Below are 16,166 nucleotides of genomic sequence, written 5' to 3' on the forward strand. Positions count from 1 at the left end.
AGCAGTTCACCGCGGTGATCCGGCCGGCCGCTGGTGCGGACCGCTGCGGACGCGGTCCGCGGGAGCCGGACGCAGCCGGATTCCGCAGCGGGCCCGGTGTCAGCCGCGTGGGGGTGTGGGGGTCGGCGCCGGCCTTCTGCGCGTCCAGCTTCGACCGGTGTCGGCCGTGTGGACTGTGGGGCGCGGCGACCTGCCCAGCAGGCGGGCTCCTTGCCCCCGGCCGTCCGGCTCACGCGGGCGCACCGGTTTCCCTCCTCCCCCGGACCGTGCGCCCCGCTTCCCGCCGGTCCGGCCGGCTGCTCGGAGCGTCCGGCCGGCTGCTCGCCGGTCGGACGCTCCGCTGTCCGCCGTCTCTTCGGGCCGGTCTTCTCAGAAGTCGAAGTCGTCGATGTTCCCGCTGTCGAAGACCGTCGGAGGCCCGAGGACGACCTCGCCGTCCTTGCCGATGGTGTACTGCCCCAGCTTCCCCGCCGTGAACTTCTCGCCCTCCTTCCCGGTGATCTGTCCGGAGGAGAGGGCAGCGGCGGCGTAGGCGCTCAGGTAGCCGAGCTTGGAGGCGTCCCACAGGGAGAACTGCTCGAGGGTGCCGTTCTTGATGTACTTGCGCATCTGGTTGGGCGTGCCCAGGCCCCCGAGGGTGATCTTGCCCTTGTACGGGGATCCGCTGACGTAGCGGGCCGCGGCTGCCAGGCCGACCGTGGTGGGCGAGATGATGCCCTTCAGGTCCGGGTAGGTCTTGAGGAGGCTCTGGGTCTCCTGGAAGGACTTCCGGTCGACGTCGTCGCCGTAGGCGATCTTGACGAGCTCCATGTCCTTGTACGCGGGCTTGCTCAGCTCGTCCTTCATGATCTCGATCCAGGTGTTCTGGTTGGTGGCGTTCTGGGTCGCCGAGAGGATCGCGATGTCGCCCTTGTAGTTGAGCTGTTCGGCCATGTCCTTGACCAGGCCCCGGCCGATGTCCTCGGAGCCGGCCTGGTTGACGAACAGGTGACGGCAGTCCTCACCCGCGTCCGAGTCGTACGTGACGATCTTGACGTCCTGCTTCATGGCGGCCTTCAGCGGCCCGCACACCGCGCGGGGGTCGTTGGCGGCGAGCAGGATGGCGTCCTGGCGCTGCCGGGTGAGCGTGTTGATGTAGCTCACCTGCGAGGACGCCTTCGCGTCGGAGGGGCCCACCTCCTTGCCCTTGCCGCCGAACTCCTCGGCCGCCTCGATGCCGCCCCTGTCGACCACCGTCATGTAGGGGTTGTTGATCTGCTTGGGGAGGAAGGCAAGCTTGAGCCCCTTCTTCAGCGGCGCGTCCGTACCCGCCTCGGCGTTCCGCGCCGTGTCCTCCGCGTCGCCCCGGGCGTCGCTCGTGGTCGTACCGGAGCAGCCCGCGACGGTGACGGTCAGGGCGCAGGCCGCCGCGGTGACGGCGAGGGCGCGGGAGCGGGGGTGCGGGCGCATGGGCGTGGCCTTTCGGGAGACTGCGGGACCTGCGGTACGGCTGCGGAGGCTAGCGGGGCGGGGGGTGGTGCCGCTGTGGTGTCCGGCGCCGCGTCGGCCGCCGCGTGGGGGGCCGGTGGCCGCCGTGCGGCGGTGCCTGCGGGCGGCGAGTGCCGGGACGGCCCGCGGGGTGAGCACGGAGACGATCAACAGCGCGCCAGTGACGATAACTGGGATCTCGCGCGAGGGGTCGTTCAGGGTCAGCAGGTTGCGCGGGACGCCGATGAGCAGCACGCTCGCCCTCCTCTCCGCCGAACGTGCCCTTGCGCTCCGGCACTGTGTGCCGCGTCCGGCTGGGCTGAGCGGATCGTCCGCGACCGTGCGGCAGGCCCGCCCGCGGCGAGCGCTTCGCCTGTCCGGCCGCCGGCACCTGGTTCCGGGGCGCAACGCGCTGCTGTACCGACCGGCGGCGGACACCTGCGGACTGCCCCTCGTCGCCGGTCCCGTGGAGACAGCGGCGTGACGGAAATCTGCAGGTACAGGCCCGTACGGCCGGAGCGGTGACGGGGGCCGCTGCCCGCGCCGCGCGCCCTGGTGCCTGACAGCGTGCTGCTGCGACAGTATGACCCCCGAGGTGATCGCTCGTCGTGGGAGCGGACTGCCGCGCGCCGTGCCGCTGGTACGCATCCCACCGGCCGGCAGCACCCGGACGGAAGGGAGTCGCCGTGCGCGTAGCGCTCTTCGTCACCTGCGTCAACGACGCGCTCTACCCGCGCACGGGGCAGGCCGTGGTGACGCTGCTGGAGCGGCTCGGCGTCCGGGTGGACTTCCCCGAGGCGCAGTCGTGCTGCGGCCAGCCCCAGTTCAACACCGGCTACCGGCACGCGACCGAGCCCCTGGTGCACCGGTACGCCTCTGCCTTCGCCGACTACGACCACATCGTGGTCCCCTCGGGGTCCTGCGCGGCCATGGTGCGGGAGAACTATCCGCGCATCGGTGCCAGAGCGGCGGCGGAGGGGCGGGGCGGCAGGCTGGCCGCGGCGGCCGACCGGGCGGTGCCGCGCACCTACGAGCTGACCGAGTTCCTCGTGGACGTCCTGGGGGTCACCGATGTCGGTGCGTACTACCCGCACACCGTCACCTACCACCCGACCTGCCACGGGTTGCGGGTGCTCGGCCTGGGCCGCCGGCCGCGCGCCCTGCTGGAAGAGGTGAAGGGGCTGGAGCTGCGCGAGTTGGCGAGTGCCGAGGAGTGCTGCGGCTTCGGCGGCACGTTCGCGGTCAAGAACCCGGCCGTCTCCTCGGCCATGGGCGCGGACAAGGCGCACCACATCCGGTCGAGCGGCGCGGCGTCGGTGTGCACGGTGGACAACTCCTGTCTGATGCACATCGGTGGTCTGCTCTCCCGGGCCGGCTCGCGGGTGCGTCCCGTCCACCTCGCGGAGATCCTGGCGAGCACCGAGGAGTCGCCGTGGTGAGCGGCGCACGCGCGGCCGCCCGGCCGGGTCCGGCCGCCAGGACCGGCCGCATGCGCGGGACGAGGGACGGAGGGATCCGGTGAGCGTCACCTATCTGGGCATGCCGCCGTTCCCGGAGGCTGCCGCAGCGGCCACCGGGGACGAACGGCTGCGCGGCAACCTCCGGCACGCCACCCGCACGATCCGCGACAAGCGCGCCGCCGCCGTGGCGGAACTGGCCGACTGGTCCGCGCTGCGGGCGGCCGGGGCGCAGATCAAGGACCGCACGCTGCGCCACCTGGACCACTACCTGGAACAACTGGAGGCCGCGGTCACCGCCGCGGGCGGCACGGTGCACTGGGCCACCGACGCGCAGGAGGCCGGCGAGATCGTCACGCGCCTCGTACGGGCGACCGGAGAGCGCGAGGTCGTCAAGGTCAAGTCCATGGTCACGCAGGAGATCGGCCTCAACGAGGCGCTGGAACAGGCCGGCATCTCGGCCTACGAGACCGATCTGGCGGAGCTGATCGTCCAGTTGGGCGAGGACCGCCCCTCGCACATCCTGGTGCCCGCCATCCACCGGAACCGCTCCGAGATCCGCGAGATCTTCCGGGAGCGGATGGGGCACTGGGGCCGGCCGGCGCCGGACGGGCTCACCGACCGTCCCGGCGATCTGGCGGAGGCTGCCCGGCTGCACCTGCGGGAGAAGTTCCTGAGAGCCAAGGTGGGCGTCTCCGGGGCGAATTTCCTGGTCGCCGAGACCGGCACCCTGGTCGTCGTCGAGTCCGAGGGCAACGGCCGGATGTGCCTGACGCTGCCCGAGACGCTGATCTCGGTGGCCGGCATCGAGAAGGTCGTCCCCACCTGGCAGGACCTGGAGGTCTTCCTGCAGCTCCTGCCGCGCTCCAGCACAGCGGAGCGGATGAACCCCTACACCTCCACCTGGACGGGTGTCACACCCGGCGACGGGCCCGCCGCCTTCCATCTGGTGCTGCTGGACAACGGCCGCACCGACACGCTGGCCGACCAGGTGGGCCGGCAGGCGCTGCGCTGCATCCGCTGCTCGGCCTGCCTCAACGTGTGCCCGGTCTACGAACGCGCGGGCGGACACGCCTACGGGTCCCCCTACCCGGGGCCCATCGGCGCGATCCTGACGCCGCAGCTCGACAGCATGGAGACCGGGCTGGACGCCTCCTTGCCGTACGCGTCGTCGTTGTGCGGTGCCTGCTACGAGGTGTGCCCGGTGGCCATCGACATCCCCGAGGTGCTGGTGCACCTGCGCGAGCGCGTCGTCCAGGGCGGCACGGCCACCGTGCGCGGGGAGCGCACGACGGTGCGGCCGGCCAGGGGGCACGCGGCGGAGCGGGCCGCCATGCGGGCGGCCTCCTGGACGTTCGACCATCCGCGTGCGCTGCGTGCCGGTGAACGGATGGCCGCGCGGGCGCGGCGTCTGGTGCCGCGCAGGCTGCCGGGGCCCGGCCGGGCCTGGACCGACACCCGGGAGGTGCCGCAGGTGCCCGCGGAGTCGTTCCGCGACTGGTGGCGGCGCACCCGCGGCACCGCGGGCGGCGCGCCCGGGAGCACCACCGCGCACACCGTGGACGACGGCACCGGAGCAGTCGGCTCGACGGGCCGCACCGGCCCCCTGGAGGACCCGCGGTGAGCAGCCGGGAGACGGTACTCGGACGGGTGCGCCGGGCGCTGGCCGACGTACCGCGCGGAGAGCTGCCGCAGCAGGCGCCGGTGGCCCGCGACTATCTGCGCGTCCACGGCCGGCGTTCCCCGGCGGAGGCCGCACGGCTGCTCGCCGCCCATCTGGCGGACTACCGGGCGCAGGTGCACCACAGCACTCCCGGCGGGCTGCCGGAGACCGTCGCGGAGCTCCTGGTACGGCGGGGGGCGCGCCGTGTGGTGACTCCTGCGGGGGTTCCCGCGGAGTGGCTGCCGGACGGGATCGCGCACCTGCGGGACTCGGCGGCACTCACCCCGCTCGTGCTGGACACGGTGGACAGCGTGGTGACCGGGTGCGCGGTCGCCGTGGCCGAGACGGGCACGCTGGTCCTGGACGGCTCCCGGGGCCAGGGGCGGCGGCGCAGCACGCTGGTCCCCGACCATCACGTGTGTGTGGTGCGGGTGCCGGAGCAGGTCGTGGACTCCGTACCGCAGGCTCTGGAACGGCTGGATCCGGCACGGCCGCAGACGTGGATCTCCGGCCCGTCCGCCACCAGCGACATCGAACTCGACCGGGTCGAGGGCGTGCACGGCCCGCGCGCGCTGGATGTGGTGCTGGTGTCCGCGGACCGGTGGCAGCCGGCGGACGGCGGAGCCGCGCAGAGCTGATCGGCCGCGCATCGGTAGCACGTTGTTGTCGTGAACGTAACTCCCTTGTATTACCGGCGAGTTCAGCCCCACTGTTATCCGATTTCCTTACTGGAAGCGCTGGTTCGCGCAGGTCTCCCGTGCAAGGGTCGAACCGTTCGTTCCCTTTTCCCTTCTGCCCGCGAGGAGTTCGCGCACGTGAGCCACCCCCAGACCGCCCCCCGCACCGGTACGCCGTCCAGCTTCCCGGACTCCGAGTACCCGGCCGGGCAACCGGTGCGGAAGCCGGGCCTCGTGGTCGCCCTGCTGGCCGCCACCGCGCTGTCCGCCTTCTCCGGCGCCGTCGGTGCGCTGCTGGTGTACGTCGGGGGCAAGGACCTCGCGGACCGGAACGTCCGCAACGCCGTGGACAGCGACCCGGCAGCGGTCGGCCTCCCCGCGGGCACGGATGCGGCCGACGTCGCGGGGATGACCCGCACCGCCTGGGACGACGTCGTCACCGAGTGGCAGAGCACCATGTCAGCGCGGGCCGCGATCGCGCTCGCCCTGGCCCTCGCGCTGCTGCTGGCCGGGCTGTTCGTCGCCGGCAGATGCGCCCTGTGGGCCCGGGTCCTGCTCACCGTGCCGGCAGTGGGCGGAGCGGCCTTCCCCCACTTGCTGATCCTGCGGGACGCCGCCCCTGCCGGGCTGTACGCGAGCAGCCTGATCGCCGCCGCGTCGGCGCTCCTGGCAGCGGTGCTGTGCTGGCTGCCGCCGGTGGGGCGCTACCGGGAGGCCGTCCGCAGCCGCTGACCGCAACCGGCAACGATCCCGTCCGACAACGTTGCCGGGCGGATTCCGCCGCACGCGCAACCGCTCAGCCCCGGGCGAAATGCCGCGCAGGCGGCGCCCGGGGCCGCCTACGGTGCCACCGTGGAATCCCGAACAGTGCGTCCCTCGCTGCACGTCGTCCCGTTCCCCGTCGGCCAGGTCCATGTGTGGCAGGACGGTGCCGAGTTGACGCTCATCGACACCGGCCCTCCCGGCAGCGCCGACGCGCTCGCGGACGCCGTACGCGGCTGCGGGGCCGACCTCGGGCGGCTGCGCCGGATCGTCCTCACCCACTTCCACCCCGACCACGCCGGTTCGGCCGCCGAGCTGGCGAGGCGGTACGGAGCCGAGGTGGTGGCGCACCGCGCGGACGCTCCCGTGATCCGCGGCCGGGCGCCCGCACCGCCACCGGACATGGCGGGGGCTCCGGAGTGGGAGCGTGCCCTCTTCGACCAGGTGCACGCCGCCTCCGGCAGCACCTCCGAGGCCCCCGCGGTGCCGCCCGCGCCGCCCTGCCGGGTCGACCGGGAGGTGGCAGAGGGCGACCTGCTGGACTTCGGCGGCGGTGCCACCGTGCTGTCCGTGCCCGGACACACCGAGGGCAGCATCGCGGTGCTGCTGCCCGAGCACCGGACGCTGTTCACCGGTGACACGGTCGCCCGGCTCGCGGAGGGCCCCGCACCGGGCGTGTTCAATCTGGACCGGGCCCGCACGGCAGCCGCGTTCCTGCGGCTGTGCACCCTGGCGGCGGACGAGGGGGTCGAGACCGTCTGCTTCGGGCACGGTGAGCCGCTGGCCACCGGTGGCGGTGAGACACTCGCGCGAGCCGCTGTACATTACAGCTGACCTGGTCGGCCGTACGGCGCACGGGAGGCAGTGCTTCGGCCGTCCCATCGAGGTCTCCGCAGGGACGGCCGGTGGCCGGCCCGCTCGGGCCGCCGGTCCCGAGCCCCGTCGGCCCCTCAATTCGCCGTGCCCGCCGCGCCCGCCGTGCCCGGGGTGCACGCCGTGCCCGGGGTGCCGCGGGCCCTGAGCCCGTCGTGCGCAGGACGCCCACGGGCTCCTGGACCCGTGCCGTGGCCGTGGGCGTCGGGACGTCCCCGGCGCCGGACCGAGGTCCGTTCGCCCGGGACGGCGAGCCTAGGTCCTTCGGCGCGGCCCGGTTCCGCCCCGCGTCCGATACCGGGTGCCGGGCCCGCTCGTAACGTCCTGGTCATGGACTCGACCCGAGAGCACACGAGCGGCGGCGACCCGACCGGCACCCTGGACGAGGCACTGGAGCGTCTGCACACCAGTGGACCGGAGCGGGAGGGCTGGCTCAGCAACCACGCACCCATGGCGGTGGAAGCGCTGGTGCGGCACGGTCAGGCCCCGTCGGTGCACCACTGGATCGACAGCTACCGGGACAAGCTGGAGGACCTGCCGGCGCGCAGCACGCAGATCACGGCTGACAACTGGGCCGAGGCGCTGGGGGATCCGCGGCGGCTCGGGGACTGGATCGGCTATTTCGCCCGCCAGGTCGAGGAGCACCCGTGGCGCGATGTGCTCGCCCTGTGGTGGCCGCGGCTGCTGCCGGGCATCTCCGCGGGCGCCACCCATCCGGTGATCCGTACCGGACACGCCGTACGGGTGCTGCTCGTGGACGGCCCACCGAGTGCCCCGCGGCTGGCGGAGCTGGCACACGCGCTCGGGTACTGGGCGGCCCGGCACAGCACACTGCCGGAGACCGACCTGCTGCCGCCGGAGTCCACCGCGTCGGCGGGCCTCGGCGCCGTCCCGCTGATCGCCGACCAGAGCGGCGGTATCCGCGAGCGGCTGGCACGCATCACCGCGCTCCCCCGTCGGCCGCACCCGGCGGGGCGCCCGGCACCGGACGCGGCCGGCGCAGGCGGCGGGACCGATCCCGACAGTGCCCGCGCGGACCTGCGGGAGATCGTCCGCGCCGCCACCCACCGGTACGCCACCCACGCCCACGGCTCGCCCGTCATGCTGGTGCACGCGGCCACCGCGCCCAACGCGGTGCTGCGCACCCTGCCCGCGCTCCCGCCCCGCCTGTGGGGCCTCAGCGCCGACGCCGCCTGGGCCGCGAGCGCGGCCGTCACGGCCGTGTACGCGCCCGCGCAGGCGGCGCCGGTCCCGGAGAGCACCCCGCCGGGACCGCAGGAGGTCTTCGCCCGCGCGGCGGCCCACGGCGACGAGCACGCGATCAAGTTCGCGGACACCGCGCTGGAGGTGGCGGCCGGCGCGGAAGGCGGCGATCCGCTGTCCATGGCGGCGGCGCTGCGCGCGACCGAGCTGATCCCGCAGGGCTGATCCCGCAGGGCTGATCCCGCAGGGCTGATCCCGCAGGGGAGCTGACCGGGACTCAGAGGGCCGCGCGGAAGGTGTCGTAGGAGCGCTGTCCGAACAGCACGAGGCGCACCTCGGCGAAGCCCTCACCCTCCGCCCGCAGAGTGCGCAGTGCGATACGCGCCGCGTCGTCCAGCGGCCAGCGGTAGACACCCGTGGAGATGGCGGGGAACGCGATGGTCCGGGCACCGAGTTCACGAGCGGCGCGCAGCGACTCGCGGTGGCAGGAGGCCAGCAGTTCCGAGCGGTCCTCCTGCCCGCTCCAGACCGGGCCCACCGTGTGGATGACCCAGCGTGCCGTCAGCCGTCCCGCCGTGGTGGCGACAGCGGCACCGGTGGGGAGGCCGCTGCCGTACCGTTCGGCGCGCAGTCTGCGGCACTCGGCGACGATCTCCGGGCCGCCCTTGCGGTGGATGGCTCCGTCCACGCCTCCGCCGCCCATCAGGGAGGAGTTGGCGGCGTTGACCACGGCCTCGACATCCTGCTCGGTGATGTCCCCCTGCACGAGGGTGATGTGGGTGGGCATGACCTCATCCTGGCGCAGCGCCCGGCGGGGCGCACGCCGGTCACCGGTCCGCGCCTCCGATCGGCGCTGCGGCGCGGCTGTCCGCTGCGCGCCCTCTGGTCGGCGCTCCCGCGTTCGTATTAGCTTGCCCCACTGCCCCACTGCCCCACCGCCCCGCTGTCTCACCGCCCCGCTGCCTCACCGCCCCGCTGCACCTCTGGACGCCGGAAGGACGGTCCCCGATGACCGCTGCACCCTCGCGCCGTTCGCTGCTGGCCGGTGGCACCGCCGCCACCCTCGGCACACCGCTGTTCGCCCCGTCCGCCGCTGCGGAGTCCTCCCGTCCCGGCGGCGGGCACCGCACGTCTCGCGTGGTCCCGGGTGCCGACGCGGCGGCCGCCGAGGGCTGGCGCACGCTGCGCGGCCGCAAGCTCGGCGTCCTCAGCAATCCGACCGGGGTGCTGCGGGACGCCCGGCACGTGGTCGACTCGATGGCGGCGCACAAGGAGCTGCGCATCGCGGGCGTCTTCGGCCCGGAGCACGGCTTCCGCGGCAGCGCGCAGGCGGGCGGGTCGGAGCCCGAGTTCGAGGACCCGCGCACGGGGCTGACGGTCTACGACGCCTACGGCGCCGACGGGGCGAAACTGGCCGGACTGTTCCGCAAGGCGGGCGTGGACACGGTCGTCTTCGACATCCAGGACGTCGGGGTGCGCTTCTACACCTACATCTGGACGATGTACCACGCGATGGTCGCCGCGCGGGAGATCGGGGCGTCCTTCGTGGTCCTGGACCGGCCGAACCCGATCGGCCGCAGGGCGGACGGGCCGCTGCTGACACCCGAGTTCGCCTCCGGGGTCGGGCTCAAGCCGATCATCCAGCAGCACGGCATGACGGTCGGTGAGCTGGCCCGCTACTTCAACGGCGAACTGCTGCCCCAGGAGGGCGACGGCGGGCGGGTGGAGCTGGACGTCGTCCGGGTGCGGGGCTGGTCGCCGCGCACCCCGGCACAGGAGACGGGGCTGGCCTGGGTGCCGCCGTCCCCCAATGTCCCGACCCCCGACACGGCGACCGCCTACGCGGGCACCGGGTACTTCGAGGGCACCAACCTGTCGGAGGGGCGCGGGACCACACTGCCGTTCCAGTTCATCGGCGCCCCGTTCCTGGACCACCACTACAGCGACCGGCTCAACGGGCTGGGACTGCCGGGGGTGCGCTTCCGGGAGGGCTACTTCGTCCCCACGTTCAGCAAGCATCAGGGCAAGACCTGCGCGGGGGTGCAGCTCCTGGTGACCGATCCCGCCCGCTACCGGGCCGTGCCGACGGCGGTGGCCATGCTGCGGGAGGCGATGCGGTACGACGGATTCTCCTGGCGGGAGGATGCCGACCCCGCGCGGCCGTTCTGGATCGACAAGCTGTCGGGCTCCTCCCGGTTGCGGGAGATGCTGGACGCGGGCCGGAGCCTGGAGGCGATCACCGGGGCGTGGCGGACGGAGGTGCGCGACTTCCAGCGGGCCAGGCGCCCGTATCTGCTCTACCGGTGAGGCGGGCGACGCGGCGGGCACCCGCGCCGGGTGACCGCACGCGGGCGCGTCCGGGGCCGGTCGTCCACCGCCGTCGCCGGGTCAGTCGCCCGCTGCCGTGTGCGGGTCACCCGCCCACTGCCGCATCCGCGGTCCGGCTGTCGCGCCGGACCAGCGCGGCGTACCTTCCCGCTGCCGCGAGGAGCTCGGTGTGGGTGCCCCGCTCGGCGATCCGCCCGCCGTCCAGTACGACGATCTGGTCGGCGTCGCGGATGGTGGAGAGACGGTGCGCGATGGTGAGCGTGGTGCGCCCTTCCGAGAGTGCGTCGACGGCTTCCTGGACGGCGCGCTCGGTGCGGGTGTCGAGGGCGCTGGTGGCCTCGTCCAGGATGAGCACCGGAGGATCGCGCAGGATGGTGCGCGCGAGGGCGAGCCGCTGCTTCTCCCCGCCGGAGAAGCGGTAGCCGCGCTCTCCGACGAGCGTCTCGTACCCGTCCGGCAAGGCGGCGATCTGCTCGTGGATCTGCGCCGCGGTCGCCGCTTCGCGCAGTTCCTCGTCAGTGGCGTCCGGCCGGGCGAAGCGGAGGTTTTCGGCGACCGTCGCATGGAAGAGGTAGGTCTCCTGGGAGACCACGCCGACGGCTCCGGAGAGGGTCGCGAAGTCGAGGTCCCGTACGTCGACACCGTCGAGGGTCACCCGGCCCCCGGTCACGTCGTAGAGCCGGGGCACCAGGTAGCTGAGGGTGGACTTGCCCGACCCCGTGGCCCCCACGACCGCGAGGCTGCTGCCCGCGGGGACGGTCAGGTCGATTCCGCGCAGGGTGTGGCCGCTGTCGCGTGCGGGGCTGCCCGGCGGGCGGGTGTCGTAGGTGAAGTCCACGTTCTCGAAGCGGATTTCACCGCGGACCTGCGGGAGCGGGACGGGTCTGCGCGGTTCGGTGATGGAGACGGGCAGATCGAGGTATTCGAAGATGCGCTGGAAGAGCGCGAGCGAGGTCTGCATCTCCACACCGGTGGTGAGCAGCGAGACGGTGGGGCGCAGCAGCCCCTGCTGCAGGGTCACGAAGGCGACGAGGGTGCCGATGGAGAAGGCGGGCCCGCCGAAGTGGGTGAGCATGCCCGCCGTCCAGTAGAGCAGCGCGGGGATCGCGGACATGACGATCCCGATGGTGGACATCCGCCAGCGACCGGCCATGTGGGAGCGGATCTCCAGGTCGGCCAGGGTCTCGGACTCGCCGGCGAAGTTCCGGGTGAGCGAGTCGGCCCGGCCCATGGTGCGGCCGAGCAGGATGCCGCTGACCGACAGGGATTCGGTGACCAGGGCGGACATGGCGGCCATCTGCTTCTGCCGCTGGGTGGTGATGCGCTTGCGCTCCCGCCCCACCCGGCGGCTCACCCAGACGAAGAAGGGCAGCAGCACCAGGGAGGCGAGCGTCAGCCGCCAGTCCAGCGCGAGCATGGCGACGATGGTGGCCACCACGCTGGTGAGGTTGGAGACCAGCGAGGTCGCCGTCGAGGTGACGGTCGCCTGCATGCCGCCGATGTCGTTGGCGATCCGGGACTGGACCTCGCCCGTCCGGGTCCGGGTGAAGAAGGCGAGCGGCATCCGCTGGAGCTTGGCGTAGACCCCGGTGCGCAGGTCGTGCATGACGCGCTGGCCGACCGTGGTGCTGATGAGCGTCTGGAGCACACCGAAGACGCTGGTGACGACCGCGGTGACGATCAGACCGAGGGCGAGCAGCGAGAGCAGCCCGGTGCGCTGCTGCGGGATGGCGACGTCCAGGATCTCGCGCAGCAGGAACGGCGAGGCGACGGAGACCAGGGAGGAGGCGGCCACCAGCAGGCCGACCAGGGTCAGGCGGGCCCGGTAGGGACGGAAGAGGCGCAGGATGCGGCGCACCTGTGCGGGCTGCTCCTGCGGCGTCGGGGTTTCCTGCGGTGACGGCGTCCAGCCGGATGCTTCACGGTGCAAGGGGCTCCTCGGTACTCGGGGGTGTCGCCCGGGGCGGAGCCGGTCCGCCGGCGCGGGCGCGCTCGGCGGACTGCGCCGAGACTGAGGGAGCATAGTTCATCGTTACCTATGTTCACAATGACCTATGTACTGATAACCTGCTTGACATGGTCCACCGCCCCTCCGCCGAACGCGCCTCCGACCTGGCTGACCAGCTCCTGCACCTGACGAAGCGGATCAACCACGCACATCGGGAGAACTTCGCGCCGCTGGGGGTCACCCCCGCGCAGGGCCGCCTGCTGCGCACGGTCGCGCACTGCCCGCAGCCGCCCCGGATGGCGGACCTCGCCGCCCGGCTGGGGGTGGTGCCCCGGCAGGTCACCAGCCTCGTCGACGCACTGGAGGAACGCGGCCTGGTACGCCGCGCCCCCGACGCCACCAACCGCCGGGTGATCCGCATCGAACTGACAGAAGGCGGCTCGACGGCCCTCACCGCACTGCGGCGGGCCCGCAGGAGCGCCGCGGAAGAGCTGCTCGCACCGCTGACCGCCGCACAGCGCGACGAACTCAGCCGGCTGCTGGCCCTGCTCGACGCGGACCGGTGCGGCCACTGACACCGGCCGCGAGAACGCGACCCGCCCCCGGCGGCACAGGCCCCGCAGCTCCGGCCGCACACCGGCGCCGCCGCGTGCCGGACGCACCGGCGACCGTTACGCGGCGGGAACGACCCTCACCGTCCCGGCCGGCCGGCGGAACTAGCATGTGGCACACACAAGCCCGCACTCCCGCCCGACCCCTGTGCGCCCAGGAGATGCCATGCCGCTGCTCGAACCCGAGTCCGGAGTGCTGCGCCCGCGGACCGGCACCGGCCACTCCCCCGCCGCCGACCGGGTCCCCGAGACACTGGCGCACGGAACACCCCAGCCGCTGCGCGGCGACCTGGAGCGACTGCTGGGACCGGAGAAGGTCCTCAGCAAGGTGTCCGACCTGGTGCGCTACGCCTCCGACGCGAGCCCCTACCGCTTCGTACCGCGGGCGGTCGTCCTGGCCGAGGACGTGGCCGATGTCGCCGCCGTCCTCGCGTACGCACGGGAGAACGGCCGGGACGCCGTCTTCCGCGCGGCGGGGACCTCGCTGAACGGGCAGGCCCAGGGCGAGGACATCCTGATCGACGTCCGCCGGCACTGGGCGGGTGTCGAGGTGCTGGCGGAGGGCAGGCAGGCCCGGATCCGGCCGGGGACCACCGTCTTCCGCGCCAACGCCGCGCTGGCCCGGCACGGGCGGCTGATCGGCCCCGACCCGGCCAGCGCCATCGCCTGCACGGTGGGCGGAGTGGTGGCCAACAACGCCTCCGGGATGACCGCCGGAACCACGCGCAACTCCTACCGCACGGTCGCCTCGCTCACCTGCGTCCTGCCCAGCGGCACAGTCGTGGACACCGCGGACCCGGCGGCGGAGGAGAAGCTGGCGCAGGCCGAACCGGCACTGTGCGCGGGGCTGCTGGCGCTCAAGGCCGAGATCGAGGCGGACGCCGACCTGGTGGCCCGGATCCGGGCGAAGCACGAACTGAAGAACACCAACGGATACCGGCTCGACGCCTTCCTCGACGGCAGCACCCCGGTGGAGATCCTGCGAGGGCTGATGGTGGGGTCCCAGGGCACGCTCGGCTTCCTCGCCGAGTTCGTCTTCGACACCCTGCCCCTGCACAGGCACACCTCGAGCGGGCTGTTCTTCTTCCCGTCGCTGTCCGCGGCGGCTGCAGCCGTACCCCGGTTCAACGAAGCCGGAGCCCTGTCCGTGGAGCTGATGGACGGGAACACGCTGCGCGCCTCGGTCAGCGTCTCGGGCGTGCCGCAGGACTGGGCGGAACTGCCCAAGGAGACCACGGCCCTGCTGGTGGAGTTCCGCTCCCCCGACGACGCCGTGCGCGAGGAACGCGAGGAGGCGGCGCGCGCGGTGCTGGCCGAACTGGAACTGGTCGCACCGGTCGCGTCCGTGACCAACGAACTGACCCGCGACCCGGCCACCATCGGCTCCTACTGGAAGGCGCGCAAGGCGTTCGTCACCGCGGTCGGCGGCTCGCGCCCCGCGGGCACCACACTGATCACCGAGGACTTCGCCGTACCGCCCTCCCGGCTGGCCGAAGCCTGCGAAGCGCTGCTGGAGCTGCAGGAGCAGCACGGATTCGACGCGGCCGTCGCCGGGCACGCGGCACACGGCAACCTGCACTTCCTGCTGGCCTTCGACGCGGCGGCCCCGGACGACGTGGAGCGCTACGCGGCCTTCATGGACGCGTTCTGCCGGATGACCGTGGAGCGCTTCGACGGCTCCCTGAAGGCCGAACACGCCACCGGCCGCAACATCGCTCCCTTCCTGGAGCTGGAGTGGGGCAGCACGGCGACGGAGCTGATGTGGCGGGTGAAGCGGCTTCTGGACCCGACCGGGGTGCTGGCACCCGGGGTGCTGCTGGACCGCGACCCGCAGGCGCATCTGCGGGGCCTCAAGTCCATCCCCGGGGTGGAGGCGTCCGCCGATCCCTGCATCGAGTGCGGCTTCTGCGAACCGACCTGCCCGAGCGAGGATCTGACCACCACGCCCCGGCAGCGGATCGTGCTGCGCCGCGAGATGACCCGGCAGGCCCCCGGCTCGCTCGTCGGCGAGAATCTGCTGGCCAGTTACGGTTACGACGCCGTCGACACCTGCGCGGGCGACTCCACGTGCAAGCTGGACTGCCCGGTCGGCATCGACACCGGGGCGCTGATGAAGACCCTCCGGCACGCCCGCCACTCGCCACGCGAGGAGCGCGCCGCGGAGCGCACGGCGCGGCACTTCGCCCAGGTGGAGCGCGCGGCCCGGCTCGCGGTGGCCGCCGGGGACCGGATCCGCCGCCGGGTACGCGGACGGGGAGGAGATCTGGGCGACCGGCTGCTCGGCGCCGCCACCGGTGCGGCCCGCCGAGCGGTCCGCCCCGACCTGGTGCCGCAGTGGCTGCCGGAGATCCCGGCGGCGGCCGCCAGGCGGCTCCCGGCGACGGGCAGGCAGGACGCCGCCGCGGTCTACTATCCGGCGTGTGTGAACCGCATCTTCGGCGATCCGGACGGCCACCGTGGGCTGTCGCTGCCGGAAGCCCTGGTCACCGTCTCCGCCCGCGCGGGGTGCCCGGTGTGGATACCGGAGGACGTCACCGGGACCTGCTGCGCGACGATCTGGCACTCCAAGGGCTACGAGGCGGGCAACGCCCTGATGGCCAACCGCATGGTGGAGGCCGCCTGGCGGTGGACCGACGGGGGCGAACTCCCGCTCGTCGTCGACGCCTCCTCCTGCACTCTGGGCCTGACGGAAGAGGTCGTCCCGTACCTGACACCGGCCAACCGCAAGCTGCACGCGGGACTGACGGTGCTCGACTCCCTCGTGTGGGCCGCCCGCGAACTGCTGCCGCGGCTCACGGTGGAGCGGAAGGTCGCCTCGGCGGTGCTCCATCCGACCTGCTCCATGCGGCACCTGGGCGACGAGGCGGAGCTGCGCGAGGTGGCCGAGGCGTGCGCCGAGGAGGTCGTGGTGCCGCTCGACGCGGGATGCTGCGCTTTCGCGGGCGATCGCGGCCTGCTGCACGAGGAGCTGACCGCCTCGGCGACGGCCCGGGAGGCCGCGGAGGTGAACCGACGCTCCTACGACACGTATCTGTCGGCCAACCGTACCTGCGAGATCGGCCTCGACCACGCGACCGGCAACCGGGGATACCACTCGGCTCTCCAGGAACTGGAGCTCGCGACCCGGCCGGGATGAGGCGGCGCGGGCGGGCCGCAGCGACGGCCCGCCCCGTTCTC

At 73.3% G+C, this 16,166-nt stretch carries 12 protein-coding genes; 9 read left to right on the top strand and 3 right to left on the bottom strand.

Going from position 1 to position 16,166, the window contains the following annotated elements:
- Window positions 1-369 precede the first annotated feature (369 nt).
- A complete protein-coding gene (gene rhaS / locus BMX65_RS16555; RefSeq protein ID WP_075001067.1) occupies window positions 370-1,449 on the bottom strand; it encodes a rhamnose ABC transporter substrate-binding protein in 1,080 nt (359 codons plus the stop codon).
- A gap of 704 nt (window positions 1,450-2,153) precedes the next feature.
- Between rhaS and BMX65_RS16565 the strand changes: the two genes are divergently transcribed.
- The 6 genes from BMX65_RS16565 to BMX65_RS16590 all read left to right on the top strand — a co-directional run bounded on the left by BMX65_RS16565 (window position 2,154) and on the right by BMX65_RS16590 (window position 8,327).
- Window positions 2,154-2,906, top strand: coding sequence for a (Fe-S)-binding protein (locus BMX65_RS16565; protein WP_075001069.1), 753 nt, complete (start codon window positions 2,154-2,156; stop codon window positions 2,904-2,906).
- Window positions 2,907-2,985: 79 nt separating this feature from the next.
- Window positions 2,986-4,548 (top strand): lactate utilization protein B, encoded by a 1,563-nt coding sequence (locus BMX65_RS16570; RefSeq protein ID WP_075001070.1) that lies wholly within the window; start codon window positions 2,986-2,988, stop codon window positions 4,546-4,548.
- Window positions 4,545-5,225 (top strand): LutC/YkgG family protein, encoded by a 681-nt coding sequence (locus tag BMX65_RS16575; protein WP_075001071.1) that lies wholly within the window; start codon window positions 4,545-4,547, stop codon window positions 5,223-5,225. The genes BMX65_RS16570 and BMX65_RS16575 overlap by 4 nt, the downstream gene beginning before the upstream one ends.
- A 177-nt stretch (window positions 5,226-5,402) precedes the next feature.
- Complete coding sequence (locus BMX65_RS16580; RefSeq protein WP_075001072.1) at window positions 5,403-5,996, top strand: hypothetical protein; 594 nt, start codon at window positions 5,403-5,405, stop codon at window positions 5,994-5,996.
- A 120-nt stretch (window positions 5,997-6,116) separates the two neighbouring features.
- On the top strand, window positions 6,117-6,860 hold the full coding sequence (locus BMX65_RS16585) for an MBL fold metallo-hydrolase (protein ID WP_075001073.1): 744 nt from the start codon (window positions 6,117-6,119) through the stop codon (window positions 6,858-6,860).
- 369 nt (window positions 6,861-7,229) lie between these two features.
- Window positions 7,230-8,327 (top strand): questin oxidase family protein, encoded by a 1,098-nt coding sequence (locus tag BMX65_RS16590; protein ID WP_075001074.1) that lies wholly within the window; start codon window positions 7,230-7,232, stop codon window positions 8,325-8,327.
- A gap of 52 nt (window positions 8,328-8,379) precedes the next feature.
- On the opposite strand, the gene BMX65_RS16595 is transcribed toward BMX65_RS16590, so the two are convergent.
- Window positions 8,380-8,889 carry an O-acetyl-ADP-ribose deacetylase gene (locus BMX65_RS16595; protein WP_075001075.1) on the bottom strand — a complete coding sequence of 170 codons (510 nt, stop codon included), beginning with the start codon at window positions 8,887-8,889 and terminating at the stop codon, window positions 8,380-8,382.
- A 221-nt stretch (window positions 8,890-9,110) separates the two neighbouring features.
- Between BMX65_RS16595 and BMX65_RS16600 the strand changes: the two genes are divergently transcribed.
- The gene (locus BMX65_RS16600) at window positions 9,111-10,409 is read left to right on the top strand and encodes an exo-beta-N-acetylmuramidase NamZ family protein (protein WP_075001076.1); all 1,299 of its coding nucleotides are present in this window, start codon (window positions 9,111-9,113) and stop codon (window positions 10,407-10,409) included.
- Between the two features lie 106 nt (window positions 10,410-10,515).
- On the opposite strand, the gene BMX65_RS16605 is transcribed toward BMX65_RS16600, so the two are convergent.
- Window positions 10,516-12,360 carry an ABC transporter ATP-binding protein gene (locus tag BMX65_RS16605; protein WP_075001077.1) on the bottom strand — a complete coding sequence of 615 codons (1,845 nt, stop codon included), beginning with the start codon at window positions 12,358-12,360 and terminating at the stop codon, window positions 10,516-10,518.
- 146 nt (window positions 12,361-12,506) lie between these two features.
- Between BMX65_RS16605 and BMX65_RS16610 the strand changes: the two genes are divergently transcribed.
- Together BMX65_RS16610 and BMX65_RS16615 are read left to right on the top strand one after the other, a co-directional pair.
- Window positions 12,507-12,953: a MarR family winged helix-turn-helix transcriptional regulator gene (locus tag BMX65_RS16610; protein WP_075001078.1), complete on the top strand. Its 447-nt coding sequence runs from the start codon at window positions 12,507-12,509 to the stop codon at window positions 12,951-12,953.
- A gap of 202 nt (window positions 12,954-13,155) precedes the next feature.
- Complete coding sequence (locus tag BMX65_RS16615) at window positions 13,156-16,125, top strand: FAD-binding and (Fe-S)-binding domain-containing protein (protein WP_075001079.1); 2,970 nt, start codon at window positions 13,156-13,158, stop codon at window positions 16,123-16,125.
- Window positions 16,126-16,166: the final 41 nt, after the last annotated feature.

The organism is Streptomyces qinglanensis, assembly GCF_900111245.1.
GTDB lineage: Bacteria > Actinomycetota > Actinomycetes > Streptomycetales > Streptomycetaceae > Streptomyces > Streptomyces qinglanensis.

Coding starts and splice junctions, on each gene's coding strand:
- BMX65_RS16610 (WP_075001078.1), top strand. CDS start 12,507: ATGGTCCACCGCCCCTCCGCCGAACGCGCCTCCGACCTGGCTGACCAG.
- rhaS (WP_075001067.1), bottom strand. CDS start 1,449: ATGCGCCCGCACCCCCGCTCCCGCGCCCTCGCCGTCACCGCGGCGGCC.
- BMX65_RS16590 (WP_075001074.1), top strand. CDS start 7,230: ATGGACTCGACCCGAGAGCACACGAGCGGCGGCGACCCGACCGGCACC.
- BMX65_RS16600 (WP_075001076.1), top strand. CDS start 9,111: ATGACCGCTGCACCCTCGCGCCGTTCGCTGCTGGCCGGTGGCACCGCC.
- BMX65_RS16615 (WP_075001079.1), top strand. CDS start 13,156: ATGCCGCTGCTCGAACCCGAGTCCGGAGTGCTGCGCCCGCGGACCGGC.
- BMX65_RS16595 (WP_075001075.1), bottom strand. CDS start 8,889: ATGCCCACCCACATCACCCTCGTGCAGGGGGACATCACCGAGCAGGAT.